Genomic DNA, 19,847 nt, shown 5'->3' with positions numbered 1-19,847 from the left:
TCAAATCAAACCTTGAATAAATGAAACCGAGGAAATCCATTCTGGTACTATTTGTTTTTCTAATCCTTCTTAGCAGTCCCGTTTTTTCGCAGGAAAAGGACCAATATGTGATCATGATTTCCCTTGACGGTTTCAGACACGATTATGTCCAAAGGTTCAAACCTGAAAATCTTTCCCGATTTATCCAAAACGGAACTTCTGCCGAGGCGCTTATTCCTTCCTTTCCAAGCAAGACTTTTCCAAACCATTATACGATAGCTACCGGACTAAAACCCGAAAATCATGGATTGGTGGACAATTCCTTCTATGAACCCGAAAAGGATATTGTGTATACCATGGGAAATAGGGATGTGATAGAAGATGGCTATTGGTATGGAGGAACGCCGATATGGGTATTGGCCGAGCAAAACGGCATGAAGGCCGCTAGCTACTTTTTCGTTGGTTCGGAAGCCCCGGTGCAGGGAATCCGGCCGAGTTATTATTTCAGCTATGACGGTGCAGTTTCCAATCTCACACGGATTTCCAAGGTTTTTGAGTGGTTGCAGCTTCCTAAGGAGGAAAGACCGCGGATGATTACCCTTTATTTTTCCGACATGGATGATATCGGGCATCGATATGGTCCTGATAATGACAAGGAAATCAGCGGAAGACTGGAAAAATTAGACCGAGAACTTGGAGCACTATTTGAAGGATTGAAGAGTTTTGAGCTTGATATCAACATTTTTATCGTCTCTGACCATGGGATGACCAATATCCCAAAGGGAAATCTTTTGAATTTGGATCAAATCACTGAAGGCATTGATGGGAGGGTAGTCAATAACGGCGCTTTGGCACATCTTCATTTACAAAACATAGAAGAACTTGAAAAAGTCTACAAAGATCTGACAGATAAAGCTACGCATTACAAAGTAGTCCGCGTAGCTGACAAAGAGTATTATAAAAATATCGAAAAGTATAGAAACCGCTTTGGTGACCTGATCATTATTCCTGATTTGGGACATTACCTGACTACATCAAAGGGCATGGTTTCATATCAAAACAGGTCAGCAATGTTCAAAACTGAAGTCTATGGAGAGCACGGCTTCAGCCCTGAGTACAAGGATATGCACGGGATTTTCTATGCCAATGGACCCATGGTAAAGGAAGGACTGTTGATCCCTTCATTCGAAAACATCCACGTTTATCCCATTTTGGCGACGATTCTGGGATTGCCTATTCCTGCGGGAATTGATGGAAAATTGGAAGTGTTAGCACCGATTTTGAAAGGAAAATAAAAAAATGAAGAAAATCGAAAGCAGAGAAGACGTGTCGCTTTTGGTCAGGAGTTTTTATGCCCGGATCAGAAAACACGATTCCCTTGGCCCGATTTTCAATGAAGTTGTACAGGATTGGGAATCACATTTAGAAAGGCTGACGGATTTTTGGGAGATGATTTTGCTGCAGTCCGGGCCCGGTGCAGGTAAGTTCAGTCCGGTTCCTGTTCATAAGGAAGTGGATGCAATAACCGGAAATACCGTCACGCAGGCACATTTTGGCAATTGGCTGGAACTTTGGTTTTCAACTTTGGATACATATTTTGAAGGAAAGCATGCCGATTATGCCAAAGAACATGCGAGAAACATGGCGCATATCCTATTCTTCCGGATCGTGGAAGGGAGAGGTGCAGCTAAGAAATCTTCATAAAACTGAACTTAGACCAGTTTTCTTTATGTCTGATTTCAGGTTCAGAGAACCCAAATGGATATAAAAAAATGAGTTTCTCTATGCGGATCTCATGAACTCCGGGATTCAGATTTTTAATATCAAAAACAAATTGAAAAGCACGCTGCTTAGAAGGACCGTGGCTGATTTTGCGCCAAGTCGAATTTTTAGCTGATATCAGACTGTCATTCAAATATATTCTGTACAAATCCTGCGTTTTTTCTAGACTTGGCCATCCCAATGAATCCGGGAGAGTATTTTGTGCTTTCACAATTTTATCAAAGTTTTTGAAATCTTCCTCATAATGGGCCAAAAGGATATGGGTATTTTCACCAGTTATTTCGTAGGAAGGCATCAAAGCCCTTGGGAATCTTTTTTCAGGATCTTTTTTATCTTCAAAATACATAGATTCGTCAGGCCAATCGAGTTGGCTTTGATCCAGGTTTGCCGAATTGGCGAAACTAAAGAACCCCTTAAGGTCTGAAGCAATTAAAGGTGCTGTCAGGAGTATGATCAAAAACAGATAGATATTTATTTTCCATTTTCCAAGGTTACTCTGATAGGTAGCCTGTATCGTGCTAAAAAGTGAGGTAGAAAAAAGGTTTTTGAGTTTGTTCTTTTTGGTTAATGCGGAAATCAGTCCAAAAATGATCAGGGTCAATAAAAATAAGAGGTAAATCAGAAAGAAATTCAGATCAAAAAACCAATAAAAAAATAGAAGCAAACCGAGGTAAAACGTAAAAATTAAAAAAATCATTCCTGTCATGATCGGAAAACCAAATGCCATACTACAGGTCTTCTCAAGAATAAGTACCCACTCAGTTGGTTTTTTATACTTGTATTCCATTGAATTTTTAAATAGGTTTTCATTGATGACTCCCTTTGGGAATGCATAGCTGAGGCCCAATAATCCTGCCCATACAAACCTCAACAAAAGATGAATCGAAAAAAATATCTTGAAAACGCTTAATATCATGGAAAGATAAACCAAAACAAGAAAGGCACCGGTAAATTCAAGGCCGAAATCTTGGGTCAATTTTACCCCAAATTCAAAGACCTGCGCTGGGAAAGCAAAGATAAATGCCAGGGATATACCCGAGATTATGACTTCAGGCTCCCAGCTGTTTCTTTGGAGGTTTTTGATCCAAGCTAATTCTTCAGAAGTATTTTCCGAATTTGGGTTTTCATTATTTTCCACTGATTGTTCCGATTGGTTTTGAAAAATTTGATAAACCTAAAAATAGTTAAAAAAAGGTAATAGCAAACTTTTGGGTTGATTTACAACCTCTTAGAAATTAAATTTGAAGTCGCTTCGAGTAAATTTTTTTCTATACCGCTATCAATTTGAAGTGATAATCCATTTTTTCGGGTCTTTGGAAAGAAATGGTCTTTCTCAGATGGTAGAATGCTTCTAGCAGCATGGCATTCTCGATTTCTCCCGCATCTACAGGTCTGAAGCCTACCCATTCAATGATTTTTTTGACACTCAGCTTTTCCGCAGAATCAGGTCCACAATAATAGGTTTCTTTCACCAAACCCATAGGATCAGATTTTGGATAGTCGATTCCAAGGTTATTGAACGCCTTGAAGAGTTTGTTTTGACCGATGCTTTTGTTGATCAGTGTAGTATTGCAGGAAAATTCTGCCGTGTAAGCACCGTTTGTGCAGTCGATGATGATTTTGTTTTTTAAGTCCGAAACGGCCAGGCTATTACAGACTTTCGGTAGGTGCTCGTTTTCGCAGCAGATCAGAAGCACATCTGACATTTCGATGGCAGTCTCATAACTGAAAATTTTATCCAAATACATATTGAGAATTTTCCATTCGATCTCTTTCGTCACGAAGTCTTCACGTACCCCAAAAACCACTGTTTGGTTCATGGCGAGCATTTTGTTGCCGAGTGAGGAGGCAAGCTTTGTTCCTCCTAAGATTCCTATTTTCATATCCTTTTTAAATGCTTGACTTTTGGGTGAAAAAGCCAATTGGTGGATGATAATTTATACCTTCTGAGTTGCGAGTAGAGTCTAATTGTATTCGGAAGGGATTGAAATATAGATAATTAGGTTTCTAACTCAAAATTATTTTTTGATAAAAATTTGGCGAAAAAATGAAATGCAAATTAGTAATCACGACTGCCAAATAACAAAATGAGAAGGGCTTTTTGGGTAGAAAAAAAATTTTCAGTTTTTGGAAAAAACACCATTTTCGGAGTTAAAATCCGGCGGATAATGAGCAGTTACACAGAAATTAGCTTGAAGTGGTATTCTGTTTTTTCTTTTTTATTGGCCGCTATTTTTTTGCTCAAATGAAAAAATGCCTCCAATAAAAATGCGCTTTGGGAAGAACCTGTATCGATGGCGCGGAACCCCGATTTTTCGATCAGTCTTTTGACTTTCAACTTTTCAGGCCCCTCTTCACCACAATAGTAGGTTTCTTTGATGAGACCTAAGATATCCGAATTGGGATAGTCTAAACCCAGGTTATTGAACGCTTTATAGATGTTTTTACCTCCCAAAAAATGCTGGATCAGAAAGTAATTGCAGTCGTATTCATTGCCGAAGGAAGCATTGGTACAATCAATGACAGTTTTGTTTTGAAGATCTGATTCTGAAAGGCATTCACATAGTTGGACAAGGTGTTCATTGTCACAACATATCAGAAGATAATCTGAGCGAAGCACCGCCTCCTTAAAGCCAAAGACTTTATCAGCATGTCTGCTGAGGATTTTCCATTCGATATCCTTTGCTTCGAAATTTTCCCTTACACCAAAAATGACACTTGTGTCCGAAGAAAGGAATTTATTGCCCAATGCGGCAGCCAGTTTGGTGGCGCCTAATATGCCTATTTTCATTTTGCTGTAGTATTAGCCTTTCAGTGAAGATAAATACGCCATATCCTTTCTAGGGCTTGATCGATATGGTAGGGGTAAAAGACTCAGTTTATCAGGTAAAAGGTGATTAAAACCTGATATTGTTTCCTGAATCTGGTGAAAATTAACATTAGAAAAAGTATAAACAAAATATAATATCGAGAAATAATAGTTTGATCAAATAAAAGGACTCAGAATTAATGTTTAGATCACATCAATCCAAATTAATTTCGGACTTTGCCCGAATCGGTGATTGCAAAACATCTTCTTCCGAAATTTTAAACCCTGAAGTCTGATCTTTGTTATCTTTCCGGAATCAACCCATTTGCATTTTATGAATTTCTTTAAAAAGTGTCTTCTTTTCATCATTCTTGGTATAGTCTCTTTTTCCTGTTCTTTCAGGGCCGTGCAGCGCAGCAAGGATATTACCTACATGGAAAAGGGATTTTTGGGAAATCTTCCCGAAAAGCAATTGAATGTTTTTGCCCCGAAAAATGCCGATGGGAGCAATGACGTAATGCTTTTCATCTATGGCGGAAGTTGGGACTCAGGAAAAAAGGAAATCTACAACTTCCTTGGATCAAGATTGGCAAGGAAAGGAATAGTGGCAGTCATCATCGATTACCCGCTCAGCCCGGACTATCAGGTGCATGACATGGCCAAAGCCGCAGCACAGGCAGTCAGGTGGACAGAAGAAAATATCAAAACCTATGGAGGAAGTCCTGACAAGATCTATGTATCAGGGCATTCTGCGGGTGGACACTTGGCAAGTCTGATTTCTGTCCGGGATGAATATTTTGACACCCTAGGGGTGGAAAATCCCATCAAGGGAACAATTCTGATAGATGCGGCGGGATTGGATATGTATTGGTTTTTGAAAGAAATGAATTATGCTCCGGGGACGCAATACCTCCGGGCATTTACTGACAATCCACAGATTTGGAAAGATACCTCACCGATTTATTTTTTGGATGAAAAAGATCCTCCTATGCTGATCATGATGGGAGGAAAGACCTTGCCGGGAATAGAAAAGACGACCGAAAGGTTTTTGGAAGAATACAGAAAGATAAACCCTGAACCCAATTTTCACCTACAGAAAGGCAAAAAACACAAACCCATGATCGTACAGTTTATCTACACCCCAAGCAAGGTTTACAAATGGATTGGGGAGTTTATGGAAGAGAATTGATGGTGGAAAAGTTGTAAGTATGATTACGTTAAATACCCGGTTTAGGGAAAGTTGTAAATACGATTTCAGGATTTGATCGGTTAAAGTCTTAGCACCCACTTTAGACAGGCTTGGATTGTCACATCACAATCTTCCGTATAATGGCTTGGTTTAGATTTTTTTTCCGAGAAATCAAAATAGGGGTTGGGATAAAAGGAACCTGATATATTTGGACTAAGCTAAAAGTGATGTTACTAAGTTTGGGATTAAAGTCAGTTTTTGAATAGATTTAGCCTGACAATATCCCGGTCAAATAGCAATATGAGCTTAAAATATTCAAAGTGGCTGACATTGACCTATTTAGTATTTTTACTAGTAGGATCTTTTTTACTTGGTATCGGAAAAATCTCTAGGATGCCAATTTCATTGGGGATTACAGTTTTTATCATGATTTTTGCTTGGAAGGCTATTTCCGGATTCTTTTCTGAACAAGAAACACCTAAGGTTGGTCTTCTTGTGTATTGGGGCATCATGGTGCAGCTTTCTATTCAGGAAGCAGTACTGTTTCTCAAAACATTCAGGTACGAAATTGTAAATATTGGATTCCTTGTGTTTTTTGCGGTACTTTTTATCATTTACCGATATAAGACAAAAAAGGAATTGGTTTTATTGAGCGTCTTGATAAGTATGGGTATGTGTACCTATTACATTAACTTCAAAAATTGATATTATTCTACCAGAAGCTCCAATACCGAGAAGGTCCGAATCAATTCGGGCCTTTATTTTTTGGCTGAACCAATGGTTCAAGTCTTCAGACTTGGACCGAACTCACATGGTCCAAGTCTAAGTTTACCTGCTGAAGGCCTTTGTCAAAATAAATTGAAAAATGTATATTCACACTATACATATGGCTTATGATAAAAAGCATCAAGCACAAAGCCCTGAAGAATTACTGGACCAAAGGCGACAGGAGCAAAATCCCATCGACAATGGTAAGGAAAATTGAAATGATTTTGGATATTATAGACAATTTAGAAAAGGTACCTGACGATTTGTACCCTTTTCCGGATTTGAAACCACATCCTTTAAAAGGGAATAGAAAAGGGAGACTGGTCACTGGAAGTTTCTGGAAATTGGAGGATTACTTTTAATTTTGACAACAATACTGCAGCTGCATACGATATAGATTTAGAAGATTATCATTAAAACAGAAAAAATGGATAGACATATTGATACATATATCCATCCAGGAAAGATCTTCCTGGAAGAGGTAATTAGGCCGAATAAACTTAAAGTAGGAGAGGTGGCGGAACTTTTGCAAGTATCACGGCTAACAGTGTCCAAGATAATTAATGAAAAGAGTGGCATTACGCCAAATGTCGCGCTTCGGATACAGGCTGTATTTGGAGGGAGTGCTGATCTATGGACCAGAATGCAGAATAAATACGATATGGCCTTGGCTGTAAAAGAATATAACCGCAATAGTCCAAAATTGAAGAAGTTTGAAAAGGTTTGAAAATTCTTGTTATTTAATTCTTAGAAACCTTCGAGGTTAAAAAACCTCAAAGGTTTATTCCCCCGCATTCCAGTATTCCATCCTTTCACAGCTGCTGACTTCGATGCTGTAGAAGTCAAACTCCTGAGTGACTTTGCCTTTGATCAGGTAGATTGCCCTGCCTTTGAAGGGATATTTGGTTCAAGTCTTCAGACTTGGACCATGTCAAAACAGTCTTTAGAAAGCTTTTTGACCCAAAGACCGTCATCACCATGGACAGGTTTGAAGGGAATATTTTTAAAGGTATTCAGCAGATGGATTTGAGGAGTTTTTTGAGGAAAATTGATTAATTCAAGTTGATAGCGAGCAATCATTTTGCACAAAGTAGCGCAAAACCTCTATGGTAATCTTTGTATGATTTTAGGATAATACCGAATTAATGAATGTCTTAAAGTTTGAACCTATGATTACATCATTCCTTCAAAAACTTCTTCAAGATCCAAAACAAATCCTTCGACTGCCAACGAGACTACTTTATCTCCATGAGTAAAAATCCTTGATGCATTGTATTTTCCTTTTACCAACGAATTGACAATCAAAGTACATTCATTGGGATGAATCACCCAATATTCCTTCACGCCAGATTCTTCATACACTTCATATTTGTTTTGAAGTTCCTTTTTGTTGTTTCCAGGTGAAAGGATTTCTATGATCAAATCCGGAGCACCCACACATCCAAGTTCATCCAATTTCCCGGGATCACAAATCACACAGATATCAGGTTGAACAACTGTGTCAATGTCTTCATGTTTTTTGGATCTGACCGGCAAGCGTACATCAAATGGAGCTACATAAACCTTACAAGGATGCTTTTCCAAAAAGTTATAAAGCTTATTGAAAATTTTCCCCGACACCTCTTGATGAATTCTTCTCGGTGCAGCTACTTGTTTGAATATTTTGCCTTTGATCAGCTCAACCATTTCGTCCATCTGCCAAGTCAAATAATCTGCATAGGTATATTTTCCATACTCTGCCGATGGTTCTTCAACTCTGTTTTTCACCTCTCCCTTTTCCATAAAGTAAAAATATTGAAAATAAAGGAGACTTTTACTTTTCAGTGCTGTCTGTTTTAGTTTTGGAAAAAGTAACTTGGACATTCAAGTTGAGACCACCCATTTTAAAAAACAACATCTGAGTTGAAACGAAAGAACTGTTCACTTCGTCTTCTTTAAAAAGTTTATCACCATGAAAAGGCACTACTTACTATTCATCACAATAGCTCTACTTACAACTTGTACTGATCCAGAAGATGAACAGTACAATCTTCCTTCTGATATATTTGAAGTTACCACTTTGGGTTTGAGTTTGGATTGTAAGTTAAACGTATTGCAATTTGACGAAAATGACAGAGTACGCCTTGAAAATTTGGTAGGTAACGAAAATGTTATGGATCCTAATTTCCGGGAAGGGTTCAATTTGGATAGAGATAAATTTGGAGATCCTGACATGAAGCTGAGGGTTCGAATACGGAAAAAACTTGATAGCGAAGCAATTTTCTGCACAACCCAAGGGATAAGACTTCCAGCTGTTTTTGTGATTGATGCGGAAAAGGTAGATTAAAAATCTAAATGGTTCAAGTCTTCAGACTTGGATCATGTCAATTGTAGAAAGAGTGGTAAATCTGCGATAATTGGTTATAGGTTAACCTTGAACCAATTCATATTAAATGATATATTTGATAGAGATTAAATTCTATTCAAATAAAAGTAAAGGAAGATGGTTAATGAAGAGTCACCCCTGACCAACTTACAGCGAGAGCTTTTAACACTTTTTGCCCAAGATGTTTCTGAGCAGGAACTGAATGAAATCAAACAGTTGATTTCATCTTATTTTGCTGAAAAAGCTATGGATTTGGCTGATAAGGCTTGGGAGGAAAAGGGTTGGACCGATGAGGATGCTATAAAGTTATCCAAGACAAAAATGCGTACCACCTATCCCAAGAAAATCTCTTGAGGATGAAAGTAGTCATTGATACTAACATTTTTTTGGTTGCTATCTCTAGAAAATCACCCTTTCATTGGATTTTTGAGGATTTAATGTCAGGTAAATTCTAATTGTGTCTGACCAATGAGATTTTATCAGAATATGAGGAAATTATAGGGTTTCATATGGGTCTGGAGCCTGCTCAAGCTACATTAAAAGTTCTGATGGAGTTGGGAAATGTTGAAAAGGTAGATATTTACTTTAGATGGAATCTCATAAAAGATGCTAATGACAATAAGTTTACAGATTGTGCTTTAGCGTGTGGTGCTAATTATTTGGTCACACATGATGCGGATTTTAAAGTGCTTAAAAAATTGAAATTTCCAAAGGTTACTGTCATTACAGCAGAAGAGTTCGGAGATGTTTTAAAATTGGGAGGGGCTTGACTGTCTCCCGTCTAACGCATGTGGACTAAATGGTTCAAGTCTTCAGACTTGGACCATGTCAATACAGTCTTCAGACTGCTTTTTAAGTATAAAATCAGAAATAGCTATAAATATCATAAGAGGAATAAATCTAAAGGGATTCAGCAGATGGATTTGGGGAGTTTTTTGAGGGGATAGGCAAATTGGTTCAAGTCTTCAGACTTGGACCATGTCAGCCTGTTTTTTTTCTAGGGACGAAGCAAGAAAGCTCTTAGAAAATCTGTGAAAAAGCCTTAAATAATTTAATAGAAAATAGCTTGAATTGAATTTTTTAAAGTGCTGGAGTCTCTTCACATCTGTAAGAGTCCTTTATATAAAAAACACCATCAAACATTTTATGCCAAGCAAAATATTTGGGTTGATGTATTAAGGTTTTCATCCAAAATTCTTCAACACCATCTAATTCACCATGGCCTTTCTGAAAATCTATAAAGGCGTAATCAAAGTTTAATTTATGGATTAAAGCTTCAAAATGATTTGGGTTAGGTTTTTTAATATCATACCCTTCTTGATAAAGTCTACCTCCTTCTCCTTTAAAAGAGGTGAATCCAAGTATGAAAAGGTCATCTTCCATCACTTTTGCTATCTCTGAGCCCATATTTGTAGTATCTTGATCACTTGCGTTTGCGGCATATTTATCATTGATTGTGGAGTAATTTTTGAAGATATGAGAGTTGCTTCCCCAGAAAATTACTTTTTTATCTTTAAAAGGATGTTTTAACAACCAAAGTAAATTATCTGCCATTTGAATGTCCCTTTCATTATTGGAATTGCTGAAAGTGTTATGAAAGAAACCTCTAAGATTTCTTATTTCTTGATGCCAAAAAATAGAGTCATCGATTTTTTCTTCTGTTCTCTCTAAAAATACTAAAAAATCGTTTTTGTCGGATTTGTCTATTTGGGAATTATACTCCTTTTCTAATAGTTCAGTCAGTACTCTTACAATGGTTTTTTCTTCATCTTTAGATTCAAAAAAATTATTTGAACTCATATAATTGATAAAAGAAGGAACCAAAAACTTATTAGAGTTTAATCCATGATGTCTTGTATCAGCACCTGCAACGAATATCGGACTTTCACTTTCTTTGCTTTTGTTTATGTATTCAAAAAGGTATTGACATTCAAGACAATTTGACCAAATTGAATAAATATTTTCCTGATAATCTGTGTGATTTCCTAAAATATAATCAGTTTTAGTTGGATCGAAATTAAGTCCAAAGAAATCACTTTCAAAAATGATAACATCAAACCCCATTGTTTCATGAAGTATTTTTATAAGTTTAGATTTTACTAAAAATGCTGGTGCTTCTCCATGATCTTGTTCTCCAAGAAATACTATTTTAGAATCCCCGATAGCACTGATAATTTGATCGAAATTGGAATTGTTTAGATTATTTGGGTCGATGTTTTCAATTTTAATTGTATTTTTTGATATAAATTTTTCGAGGGTATTATTAACTGGAAACAAGAAATCAATGATTAAAAATTTATAAACTAGATAGGAGAAAATGAAAATGGAAAGAGTTGCAACAATTATTTTTTGGTATGTTTTCATATAAACAGCGATTGGTATTTTAAACATAATGAAAAATTTATTTTATTAAAAGCATAGGTATAGATGGTTTGTTTCCGTGTCTGATCTATGGACCAGAATGCAGAATAAATACGATATGGCCTTGGCTGTAAAAGAATATAACCGCAATAGTCCAAAATTGAAGAAGTTTGAAAAGGTTTGAAAATTCTTGTTATTTAATTCTTAGAAACCTTCGAGGTTAAAAAACCTCAAAGGTTTATTCCCCCGCATTCCAGTATTCCATCCTTTCACAGCTGCTGACTTCGAGGCTGTAGAAGTCAAACTCCAATGGTTCAAGTCTTCTGACTTGGACTATGTCAATACAGTCTTCAGACTGCTTTTTTTAAAAAAATCAACTAAATTACTGCAGTTAATAATCTTTTTTTGATGAGTAGAAAATTTAAAATCAGAGACCAGGACAAACTTTATTTTGTAACCTTCACGGTGATAGAGTGGATTGATTTATTTACCCGCAGGGAGTACAGAGATATCTTTTTGGATTCACTTAGGTATTGTCAGGAATTCAAAGGCCTCGATCTATGTGCCTATTGTATAATGTCAAGTCATGTCCACATGATTCTAGGCAGAAATGGAGAGCAACCACTCGAAGGATTAATGAGGGATATTAAAAAGTTTACTTCTGTAAAGATCCTTGAGGCTATAAAAGCAAGTTCGGTAGAAAGCAGAAAAGAATTTTTGCTTTGGCATTTTGGAAAGGCTGGCAGAGCAAACCCAAATAATACACACTTTCAAGTCTGGCAACAGCATAGTCACCCAATCGAGCTGAATACCAATAAAAAAGTCAGCAAGTGCCTTCATTATATTCATCAAAATCCTGTAGAAGCTGGAATTGTCCTTTCCCAAGAAGACTATTTGTATAGCAGCGCAGCCAATTATGCGGGATTGCCGGAGACTTTGATTGATGTGATATTGATTGAGCAAGGTTGAGGCAGTCTGAAGACTGCATTTTGATGGTCTTTGAATTGATAATTTGGGTTTGTAAGACCTCTATTTTTTACTTGTAAATTTTTTTTAAAAAATTTACTGAAGAAAATTTCGTTGATTATTAGGATATATATATATATATATACTTTGGAGTTAGTTTATCTCTAACTCAAAAAATTATGAAAAAATTAAAAATGATTGTATTCTTTGCTTTTAGCGCATGTACTTTTAACGAGGATTCATTTGAAAAAAATGACCAACAAAATGTAATCAAAGAAATTTTAGGATTAGTAAATAATCCCGACGCTTATAATTTTGTGGTTCCGGAGAAAATCAATCCTTTCGAAGTAACAATAAAGTTTGAACAAAAAATAAACCAAATTGATATAAATGACTATTCAAGAAAATCAGAAAGCGATCAATTACCTGAAGAGCTTGTCAATGCCAATAAAGAATTTCGAGAATTGACAATGTCCCTAGTAGCAGCGAATTCTTTATTATCATTCGAAAATTTTAATAAATTGGCTTATGCAATTGAATTGAAGATTATTGATTCTGAACTTTCGAAAATAAAAAGGGATTTTATTTTGAAGGAATTGGCAATGTTAAGGTTTTACTCGGAATTAAAAAGTAAGAGTTTAAATTCCGAATCTGATCGAATTCAATGTGATTATGAATGTCGTTGGAATGGATGTATGGAAGCGAAGATAATATCTGCATTTGGATCAACATCAACTTATTTAGGGATTGCATGGACGATTTTTAATATGCCATATGATATGCTAGTTTGGAATGCAGAATGCTTATATGCGTCTGTTGAACCGGCTCCTTAAATTAGAAAGTAAATCGAATTCCCATAAACTAAAATTTAATATGAGCTTAACTTACTCAAAACAGATTACCCTGACCTATTTGATATTTTCATTGGGTGCAGCCATTTTATTTAGCATTGGTAAAATCTCACTGATGCCTATAGCAATGGGGATTACTTTATACATGTTGTTTTTTGGTTTTAAAACTGTCATGGGGTTTTTCGAAAAAAATGGAACAGATAAGATAGACCTTTTCATCTATTGGGGGATGACCATACAGTTGTCACTCCAAATTGCTTTGCTTTTCCTCAAAGTCAATAGGTATGAATTGCTTACTTTCTGTACCATTCTATTCATTGCTATCATTATTCTATGCAGTCGGTACAAAAAGAAAAAGGAATTGATTCTACTCAATTTCCTGATTATGATGTTTAGCTGTACTATTTACATTAACTTCTAAAATTGATGATATTCCACTAGAAGTTCCAATACCAAGAAGGCCTGATTCAATTAGGCCTTCTTCTTTTTTGCGGAATGACCATTTCCATCAAAGAGCATGCTTCAGGAGAATGGTTATAAACCTTCGAGGTTAAAAATACCTCAAAGGTTTAATCACCTGCATTCCAGTATTCCATCCTTTCGCAGCTGCTGACTTCGATGCTGTAGAAGTCAAATTCCTGCGTGACTTTGCCTTTGATCAGGTAGATGCCGCGGCCCTTGAAGGGATGTTTTTTGACCACAGGAGGAAAATGAACCGTGTCGATCCAGTCTCCGTCCCGATCGACAAAGGTGCCAAAGTTCATCACCTCACCCTTGACTGTCCTTGTGTATTTGATGGTGACAAGGTAGCCGATGACCTGTACCGTTTTGCCCAGATGCAGTTTCATATCCTTTGCCTTGATGCTCACCACAGACTGGTCTTTGACCAGCAGAAAGGGAGAATCCAGCGGAAATTCCAGGATTTCTATCTGATCGACGATCTCTTGCCGGATGTCGGCAGCTTCGAGTTCGGGAACCTGCAGTTCACGGAAACCTGATTTTTTGAACAGTTCGTTGCCGACAGCTACGGTTTTTCTTTTGTTCAGGATAAAATGCGCCTCCCAAAGCAGTTCCTGTTTGCTCTTGCCTGTAAACCTGAAGCAGGCAATACGGATCAGGATCAGCGCCTGCTCCAGGCTGATTTCCACCCTTGCGATAAAATCGGACAATCCCAGATAGGGTCCGTTGACGGCTCTTTCCCGTAGGATTTTTTCTACAGATGCCTTTTCGAGAAACTTCAGGTGGATAAATCCCAGATAGACAGTCTTGCCTTTGATATTAGTCAGGTAGTCGCTCTCGTTGATGTGGGGTGCCTGTATGTCGGCGCCGTTCATACGGAGCTCGTGGACATAAAACTCCGTATGGTAAAATCCCCCGAAGTTGTTGATCACCCCAACCATAAACTCCAACGGAAAGTAAGCCTTGAGGTACAGGCTCTGATAGCTTTCCACTGCAAAGGAGGCCGAGTGTCCTTTGGCAAAAGAATATCCAGCAAAACTCTCGATCTGATACCAAACCTCTGCTGTGATTTTGGGGTCACGGCCAAGCTTTTCGCAGTTGATAAAGAACTGGTCTTGTACCCGCTTGAATTCTTCCTTAGAGCGGGATTTGCCACTCATGCCGCGACGCAGCACATCTGCCTCTGAGAGAGAAAGCTCCGCAAAGTAGTGTGCTACCTTGATCACATCTTCCTGATAGACCATGATGCCGTAGGTTTCGGGCATGATCTCCATCATTACCGGATGAGCGGTTTTGCGGCGCTCGGGGTCCACATGCCGCAGGATATATTCCCGCATCATACCCGACCGTGCCACCCCCGGACGGATGATGGAACTGGCAGCCACGAGCTCAAGGTATTCGTCGGCTTTCATCTTGGCGAGTAGCATGCGCATGGCGGGTGACTCGACATAAAATGCCCCGATGGTATGTCCGTCCCGGAGGTGTTCCTTGATTTTAGGGTCTTTTTTGAATTTTTCAACCTGACGGATGTCGACCTTGACGCCCTGATTTTGTTCGATGATTTGGATGGCACTCTTGATATGTCCGAGACCACGCTGACTGAGGATGTCAAACTTATACAGTCCGATGTCCTCAGCCACATGCATGTCAATATGGGCTAGGGGAAATCCCTTTGGCGGCATATCTGTTGCGGTGTAATAATGTATCGGTTTGTGGGAAATCAAGATTCCGCAGGCATGGATCGTCAGGTGGGAAGGCATGCCGTGGAGGACCTGACTGTATTTGATAATCAGCTTCCCGTATTGGTCAGGCACATAGTCAGGCTTGCCGGCATAGTAGATCAGGGATTCGATTTCTGTTTTGGGCAGACCAAAGACTTTTCCAAGTTCGCGCAGCATGGAGTTGGATTGAAATGTACTGTATGAACCGAGCAAGGCGACATGCTCTTGGTTTCCTTTGTTGTACTTCTCAAAAATGTACGCCGTCACCTCGTCCCGGTCTGTCCAACTGAAGTCGATGTCAAAATCGGGTGGGTTTTCGCGGTACAGGTTGATGAATCTCTCGAAGTACAGGTCCAACTCGATCGGGTCCACATCGGTGATGTAGAGACAGTAAGCGACGATGCTGTTGGCACCGCTGCCCCGTCCGACATGGTAATAGCCTTTGCCGTGGGCAAAGTTGACGATGTCATAATTGATCAGAAAGTAGGAGACAAATCCCTTTTGCTGGATGAGTTCAAGTTCTTTTTCGATCCGCTTGCTGATCTCGGCAGTCAGGTCCGCATAGCGCATGAGGGCACCTTTGAATGTTTCCTGCCTGAGGTAGTCGTAGTCTTCCCAGTCTGAACCGAGGATGTCCCTTCTGTTTTTGACAGCTTGGAAGTAAAAGGAAAACTGACAGGCTTCGAGCAGTTTCTGTGCATTGTACAGCAGGTAGCTGTGGCCTTCACAGCGGGCGACCATATCGGCATAGCTGTAGAGCATGTCGCAGATTTCGCCCTGTTCTTCGGTTTCCAGCTTGCTGAGCAAGGTATTGCCGTCGATCGCCCGGAGGAGGCGGTGGGCGTTGAATTCCAACTTGGAGCTAAATGTCGCCGGCTGTAGCAGGACGAGTTTGTCCTTGTACCTAAACCATGGCGACTTCACGATCTTGTTGAGTTGGTAGGGATGGATTCCGACAAATTCATTTTCCCGCAGGGCAAAAAACTTCGCAGGCAAAGGATATACTATAAAACTATGCTCAAACGCGGGAGCCTTTGCTTCAAAGGGAATGCCTTTGATGCGGTGGTGGGAGAGGTGTTTGTTGAGTTCGAAGAAGCCTTCTTGGTTTTTGGCAAGGCCGATGTATTGTTGCTTCACACCGTTGCGGAAGTCGATGCCGATGACGGGATGGATGCCTTTTTTCTGTGCTTCACGGATAAAGGGAAACACGCCGGCGGTGGAGTTGATGTCGGTGAGGGCGAGGGAGTCGAGTTTTTTGCCTTTCGCTTCAGCGATCAGTGCTTCCACGGACATCGTCCCGTATTTGAAGCTGTAAAAGGAATGGCAGTTGATATACATATTTAAAGGATACTTATTGATATTGGTTGATATATGCCTTCGGCGATACTAAATGATATAAGCTGAAGCGATATGAAATGATATAGGCTAAAGCGATATAGGTGGATATATGCCTTCGGCGATATAGGCTTTAGCAACCATCCATTATTCTATTTTTTTAGCGTCTTTCACATCCTGAGTCGTTAAAATTGGCATTTACAGAAAGGCAATGACGATTGGTGTGCGTCATCCTGAAGGAGGCACGACTGAAGGATCTCGTACAATGTTTGTGAGACCCTTCGCTACACTCAGGGTGACGAAACCGACAGATAAGTCAATGGCAGTTTTTCAAAATGTTTATTTAATAAACATTTATGTGTTTATAATGTAAACAAAATAATCAAGTGCTGTCAAGCTCGTGTGGGAAATTGTCAATGAAAAAAACAGAAAGCGGGAAATCATGCTAAAAAGGGATTATTTCTGAAAAGAGTTTTTTTGAGCAATAAAAAGAAAAACCAAGTTGATCAGAAGTATTTTTATTATAGTTTTGCCGCTCACAATTAAATCACAATGAAAAAAATCACCTCAACCATTTTCATCTTGCTTTTGATTTCGGCCACTTCATTTGCGCAGCAATTAGAAGAAAAGAGCAGCAACATGACATACAGGATAGGCACAGGGGTGCTCGTGGAAGGAAATGTAGGGATGTATGGTTTTAATGTCATCAACGAACTGAGCTTTAAAGTCCTTGATAGATTTTCGATCAATCCAAGCCTTACTTATTACCAATCCATCATCAATTCTGATTTTAACTATACTTTTCCCGAAGACAGGGAACAATTTGTTTCAGGAATTTTTACTGATGTAAGATTTCAATATGACATCATCCGCACCAAAAAGGATTTTAGGTTAGGCTTGGCATTTGGTCCATCATACCAGTTAGGAGGAGAGGTAATCCACCGCGGTTACCAACTTAGCGATAGCGAACCACGGGTACAGGAAAGTGCAGGATTTATGGTTGAAAGACATAGGAGATTGGGGTATGTGTCCCAAGTGACGTTTGATTGGCAACCGGCAAATCCAAACAGGAGAAATACGATCGGGGTGAGTATGTCCTCTTTTGACGGATATTGGCCATACTACCTCATGGTCAACTACAGGTTGGGATTCAAATTGTAATCAGTCATAGACCACTTTCGATAGTCCATAGCCACTACAATGGATTTTCAATCCGAGTTTTAAATGGTTTGTGGCGAGAAACCGTACACACATAAATTACTAAATACAACCTTACTTCAAAACTGAAATCCGGCATTTAGTCGGATTTTTTGTGATGATCTTTGATATTCAGCCTGCTAGATGTAGTTTAGACTATCTGTTTTTACTATGGAACATTACATAGAATATCTGGACGACATCATTGCTTACGATATCAGGTGGAGTATCTACAAGACCATTCTGATTATTTTCGTATTGTGGGTGATCAAAAAGGGAGCCTTTAAACTCATCAGCCGCGGAAAGGATATCGAGATCAAAAAGCTTTTCCATACCCGCAAAACCATCGAGTACATCCTTGTTTTTATAGGATTGCTGCTGGTGGGTAATATCTGGATCACCAACTTCCAATCCATCACCACCTTTTTGGGTTTGTTGTCGGCGGGTATTGCCATTGCGCTCAAGGATATTTTTGTCAACATTGCAGGATGGATGTTTATCTATTGGCGCAAGCCGTTTGACGTGGGCGACAGGATTCAGATAGGCGAATACAAAGGAGATGTGGTGGATTTACGATTATTCCAATTTAGTTTGCTGGAAGTGGGCAATTGGGTAGACGGAGAGCAAAGTACCGGCAGAATCGTCCATGTGCCAAACGGGAAGGTTTTTACGGATCCCCAAGCCAATTACAGTCAGGGCTTTGATTATATCTGGAACGAGCAGAATATCTTCATAGGATTGGAATCGGATTATAAGAAAGCCACTCTTTTGCTGAAGGAAATCATGAATCATTTGCTTGCACCTGATTTTAAAGCGATTGAGGCAGATTTGAGAATAGCCCAAAAGGAGCACTTCATTTCCTTCAGTCAATATACTCCGACAGTCTACACCAAGATTCAGGAACGGGGCATCCAACTTTCACTCCGGTATTTGTGCAAACCAAGAAAAAGGAGGGTTTTTGAGCATCAGATTACGGAGGCAATTATCGACAGGTTCAGGGCAGAAAAAGACATTCGGATTGTATATCCGATTACTTCAATTTATATGGAGAAAGGTAATAATGGTCTTGAAAATTGAATAAACAAGCCGCTCCATTTGAGGCTAATTTGATTAGTAAGGAGATATTGATGGATACTGGATATTTGTAGATATTGAATCCGATAGATACCCTGTTTGGTTTTTTATTTCAAAGAAATTGAAAATAATGAAATGGATTGAATCAAAAAAGGCTCAAAATTCATCATTTTGAGCCTTTTGATTTTATTTCTAAGGTGAATATGTCAATCCTTTTTCTTCAGATCACCCCTTTTGATGGATTGGATAAACTTGGACCAAGCAAAAGGATCCATCAAAGTAAAAGGTCTAGGTCCGTAACGGTCCTGGATCTGCATGACCTGTCCCTGTTGGAAATACCTCATGTTTTCATTACCCGACGCCGGCATCGCTTCCGCATACCTCAGGAGGGTTTCAGGACTTAGATTCCCTGTTCTGTCGATCGTCATCGGGGCTTCGTAGTTCATCGCCAAAACCTGTCTTTTGAATTCATCCTCTGTGGGATAGGGCATGACCTCGATTTCTGCCAAAGCAATCTCATCGACCTGCATGGTGAGGATCAAAGAGATCTTGTCATCATCTACATTTTCGGGGACTTTGAAAGACTGTTTTCTCAAACCTATAAAACTAAAAATCACACTGTCACCTTCCAATACCGGCATAGAAAAATAGCCATACCTACCAGAACTTGTGCCACGTCCCTTTTTTGGAACATAGACATTGACTCCCGGAACGGCATCCGTACTGTCAGCATTGAGGATGATACCTGAAAGCTGGATCACTTTTTTTTCTCTATCTTGGGCAAAACCGTCTTCAATCCCCAAAATGAAAAGGGTGAAAAAAAGGAAAACAGCTATCGGGTTTACTTTAAATTTCAAGGCAATACGGTTTATCTTATTGATTCGCTGAACCGAATTCAGTCTAATTAGGTTTTCTAATTTGGGTATAATATTAGCCTATTTTAGTTTCATTTGCTTAATTTCGACCGGGTTTTATTCGTTAATTTTACTAA

The 19,847-nt window shown here is 38.9% G+C and carries 21 protein-coding genes; 14 read left to right on the top strand and 7 right to left on the bottom strand.

Going from position 1 to position 19,847, the window contains the following annotated elements:
* Positions 1-20 precede the first annotated feature (20 nt).
* Both MMU05_RS13160 and MMU05_RS13155 read left to right on the top strand, forming a co-directional pair.
* Complete coding sequence (locus MMU05_RS13160) at positions 21-1,274, top strand: alkaline phosphatase family protein (protein ID WP_241142138.1); 1,254 nt, start codon at positions 21-23, stop codon at positions 1,272-1,274.
* 4 nt (positions 1,275-1,278) lie between these two features.
* Entirely contained in the window at positions 1,279-1,683 is a 405-nt protein-coding gene (locus MMU05_RS13155; protein ID WP_241142137.1) for a group III truncated hemoglobin, read from the top strand.
* Here MMU05_RS13155 and MMU05_RS13150 read toward each other — a convergent pair.
* The 3 genes from MMU05_RS13150 to MMU05_RS13140 form a co-directional block, all read right to left on the bottom strand.
* The gene (locus MMU05_RS13150) at positions 1,667-2,899 is read right to left on the bottom strand and encodes a hypothetical protein (RefSeq protein WP_241142136.1); all 1,233 of its coding nucleotides are present in this window, start codon (positions 2,897-2,899) and stop codon (positions 1,667-1,669) included. The genes MMU05_RS13155 and MMU05_RS13150 overlap by 17 nt on opposite strands.
* Positions 2,900-3,029: 130 nt before the next feature.
* Positions 3,030-3,644: an NADPH-dependent F420 reductase gene (locus tag MMU05_RS13145; protein ID WP_241142135.1), complete on the bottom strand. Its 615-nt coding sequence runs from the start codon at positions 3,642-3,644 to the stop codon at positions 3,030-3,032.
* A 293-nt stretch (positions 3,645-3,937) separates the two neighbouring features.
* Entirely contained in the window at positions 3,938-4,552 is a 615-nt protein-coding gene (locus MMU05_RS13140) for an NADPH-dependent F420 reductase (RefSeq protein ID WP_241142134.1), read from the bottom strand.
* A gap of 352 nt (positions 4,553-4,904) precedes the next feature.
* Here MMU05_RS13140 and MMU05_RS13135 point away from each other — a divergent pair, with 352 nt between their 5' ends.
* The 4 genes from MMU05_RS13135 (at position 4,905) to MMU05_RS13120 (ending at position 7,254) form a co-directional block, all read left to right on the top strand.
* Complete coding sequence (locus MMU05_RS13135; RefSeq protein WP_241142133.1) at positions 4,905-5,759, top strand: alpha/beta hydrolase; 855 nt, start codon at positions 4,905-4,907, stop codon at positions 5,757-5,759.
* Between the two features lie 393 nt (positions 5,760-6,152).
* Positions 6,153-6,464: a hypothetical protein gene (locus MMU05_RS13130; RefSeq protein ID WP_241142132.1), complete on the top strand. Its 312-nt coding sequence runs from the start codon at positions 6,153-6,155 to the stop codon at positions 6,462-6,464.
* 188 nt (positions 6,465-6,652) lie between these two features.
* Positions 6,653-6,889 (top strand): type II toxin-antitoxin system RelE/ParE family toxin, encoded by a 237-nt coding sequence (locus tag MMU05_RS13125; protein ID WP_241142131.1) that lies wholly within the window; start codon positions 6,653-6,655, stop codon positions 6,887-6,889.
* 65 nt (positions 6,890-6,954) lie between these two features.
* On the top strand, positions 6,955-7,254 hold the full coding sequence (locus MMU05_RS13120) for a HigA family addiction module antitoxin (RefSeq protein ID WP_241142130.1): 300 nt from the start codon (positions 6,955-6,957) through the stop codon (positions 7,252-7,254).
* A 446-nt stretch (positions 7,255-7,700) separates the two neighbouring features.
* Here the strand turns inward: MMU05_RS13120 and MMU05_RS13115 are convergent, their stop codons facing one another.
* Positions 7,701-8,309, bottom strand: a complete 609-nt coding sequence (locus tag MMU05_RS13115) for a Uma2 family endonuclease (RefSeq protein ID WP_241142129.1) — start codon at positions 8,307-8,309, stop codon at positions 7,701-7,703.
* A 169-nt stretch (positions 8,310-8,478) separates the two neighbouring features.
* Between MMU05_RS13115 and MMU05_RS13110 the strand changes: the two genes are divergently transcribed.
* The 3 genes from MMU05_RS13110 (at position 8,479) to MMU05_RS13100 (ending at position 9,662) form a co-directional block, all read left to right on the top strand.
* Positions 8,479-8,853, top strand: a complete 375-nt coding sequence (locus MMU05_RS13110) for a hypothetical protein (RefSeq protein WP_241142128.1) — start codon at positions 8,479-8,481, stop codon at positions 8,851-8,853.
* A 156-nt stretch (positions 8,854-9,009) separates the two neighbouring features.
* Entirely contained in the window at positions 9,010-9,246 is a 237-nt protein-coding gene (locus tag MMU05_RS13105) for a hypothetical protein (protein WP_241142127.1), read from the top strand.
* 101 nt (positions 9,247-9,347) lie between these two features.
* Positions 9,348-9,662 carry a putative toxin-antitoxin system toxin component, PIN family gene (locus MMU05_RS13100; protein ID WP_241142126.1) on the top strand — a complete coding sequence of 105 codons (315 nt, stop codon included), beginning with the start codon at positions 9,348-9,350 and terminating at the stop codon, positions 9,660-9,662.
* Positions 9,663-9,972: 310 nt separating this feature from the next.
* Here MMU05_RS13100 and MMU05_RS13095 read toward each other — a convergent pair whose 3' ends face one another.
* Positions 9,973-11,256: an erythromycin esterase family protein gene (locus MMU05_RS13095; protein ID WP_241142125.1), complete on the bottom strand. Its 1,284-nt coding sequence runs from the start codon at positions 11,254-11,256 to the stop codon at positions 9,973-9,975.
* A 405-nt stretch (positions 11,257-11,661) separates the two neighbouring features.
* Here MMU05_RS13095 and MMU05_RS13090 point away from each other — a divergent pair, with 405 nt between their 5' ends.
* From MMU05_RS13090 to MMU05_RS13080, 3 genes are all read left to right on the top strand, one after another.
* Positions 11,662-12,222 carry an REP-associated tyrosine transposase gene (locus tag MMU05_RS13090; protein WP_241142124.1) on the top strand — a complete coding sequence of 187 codons (561 nt, stop codon included), beginning with the start codon at positions 11,662-11,664 and terminating at the stop codon, positions 12,220-12,222.
* Between the two features lie 176 nt (positions 12,223-12,398).
* Complete coding sequence (locus MMU05_RS13085) at positions 12,399-13,052, top strand: hypothetical protein (RefSeq protein ID WP_241142123.1); 654 nt, start codon at positions 12,399-12,401, stop codon at positions 13,050-13,052.
* A gap of 40 nt (positions 13,053-13,092) precedes the next feature.
* A complete protein-coding gene (locus MMU05_RS13080; RefSeq protein ID WP_241142122.1) occupies positions 13,093-13,491 on the top strand; it encodes a hypothetical protein in 399 nt (132 codons plus the stop codon).
* A gap of 148 nt (positions 13,492-13,639) precedes the next feature.
* Here MMU05_RS13080 and MMU05_RS13075 read toward each other — a convergent pair whose 3' ends face one another.
* Entirely contained in the window at positions 13,640-16,588 is a 2,949-nt protein-coding gene (locus tag MMU05_RS13075; RefSeq protein ID WP_241142121.1) for a DNA polymerase III subunit alpha, read from the bottom strand.
* A gap of 549 nt (positions 16,589-17,137) precedes the next feature.
* Here MMU05_RS13075 and MMU05_RS13070 point away from each other — a divergent pair.
* Both MMU05_RS13070 and MMU05_RS13065 read left to right on the top strand, forming a co-directional pair.
* On the top strand, positions 17,138-17,746 hold the full coding sequence (locus MMU05_RS13070; RefSeq protein WP_241142120.1) for a hypothetical protein: 609 nt from the start codon (positions 17,138-17,140) through the stop codon (positions 17,744-17,746).
* Positions 17,747-17,953: 207 nt separating this feature from the next.
* Positions 17,954-18,859, top strand: coding sequence for a mechanosensitive ion channel family protein (locus tag MMU05_RS13065; protein WP_241142119.1), 906 nt, complete (start codon positions 17,954-17,956; stop codon positions 18,857-18,859).
* A gap of 203 nt (positions 18,860-19,062) precedes the next feature.
* Here the strand turns inward: MMU05_RS13065 and MMU05_RS13060 are convergent, their stop codons facing one another.
* Positions 19,063-19,653 (bottom strand): carboxypeptidase-like regulatory domain-containing protein, encoded by a 591-nt coding sequence (locus MMU05_RS13060; protein WP_241142204.1) that lies wholly within the window; start codon positions 19,651-19,653, stop codon positions 19,063-19,065.
* Positions 19,654-19,847: the final 194 nt, after the last annotated feature.

The organism is Cognataquiflexum rubidum, assembly GCF_022538115.1.
Taxonomy (GTDB): Bacteria; Bacteroidota; Bacteroidia; order Cytophagales; family Cyclobacteriaceae; genus Cognataquiflexum; species Cognataquiflexum rubidum.
Note: the sequence above shows the minus strand (reverse complement) of the source record. Positions and strands in the feature narration are given on the sequence as shown.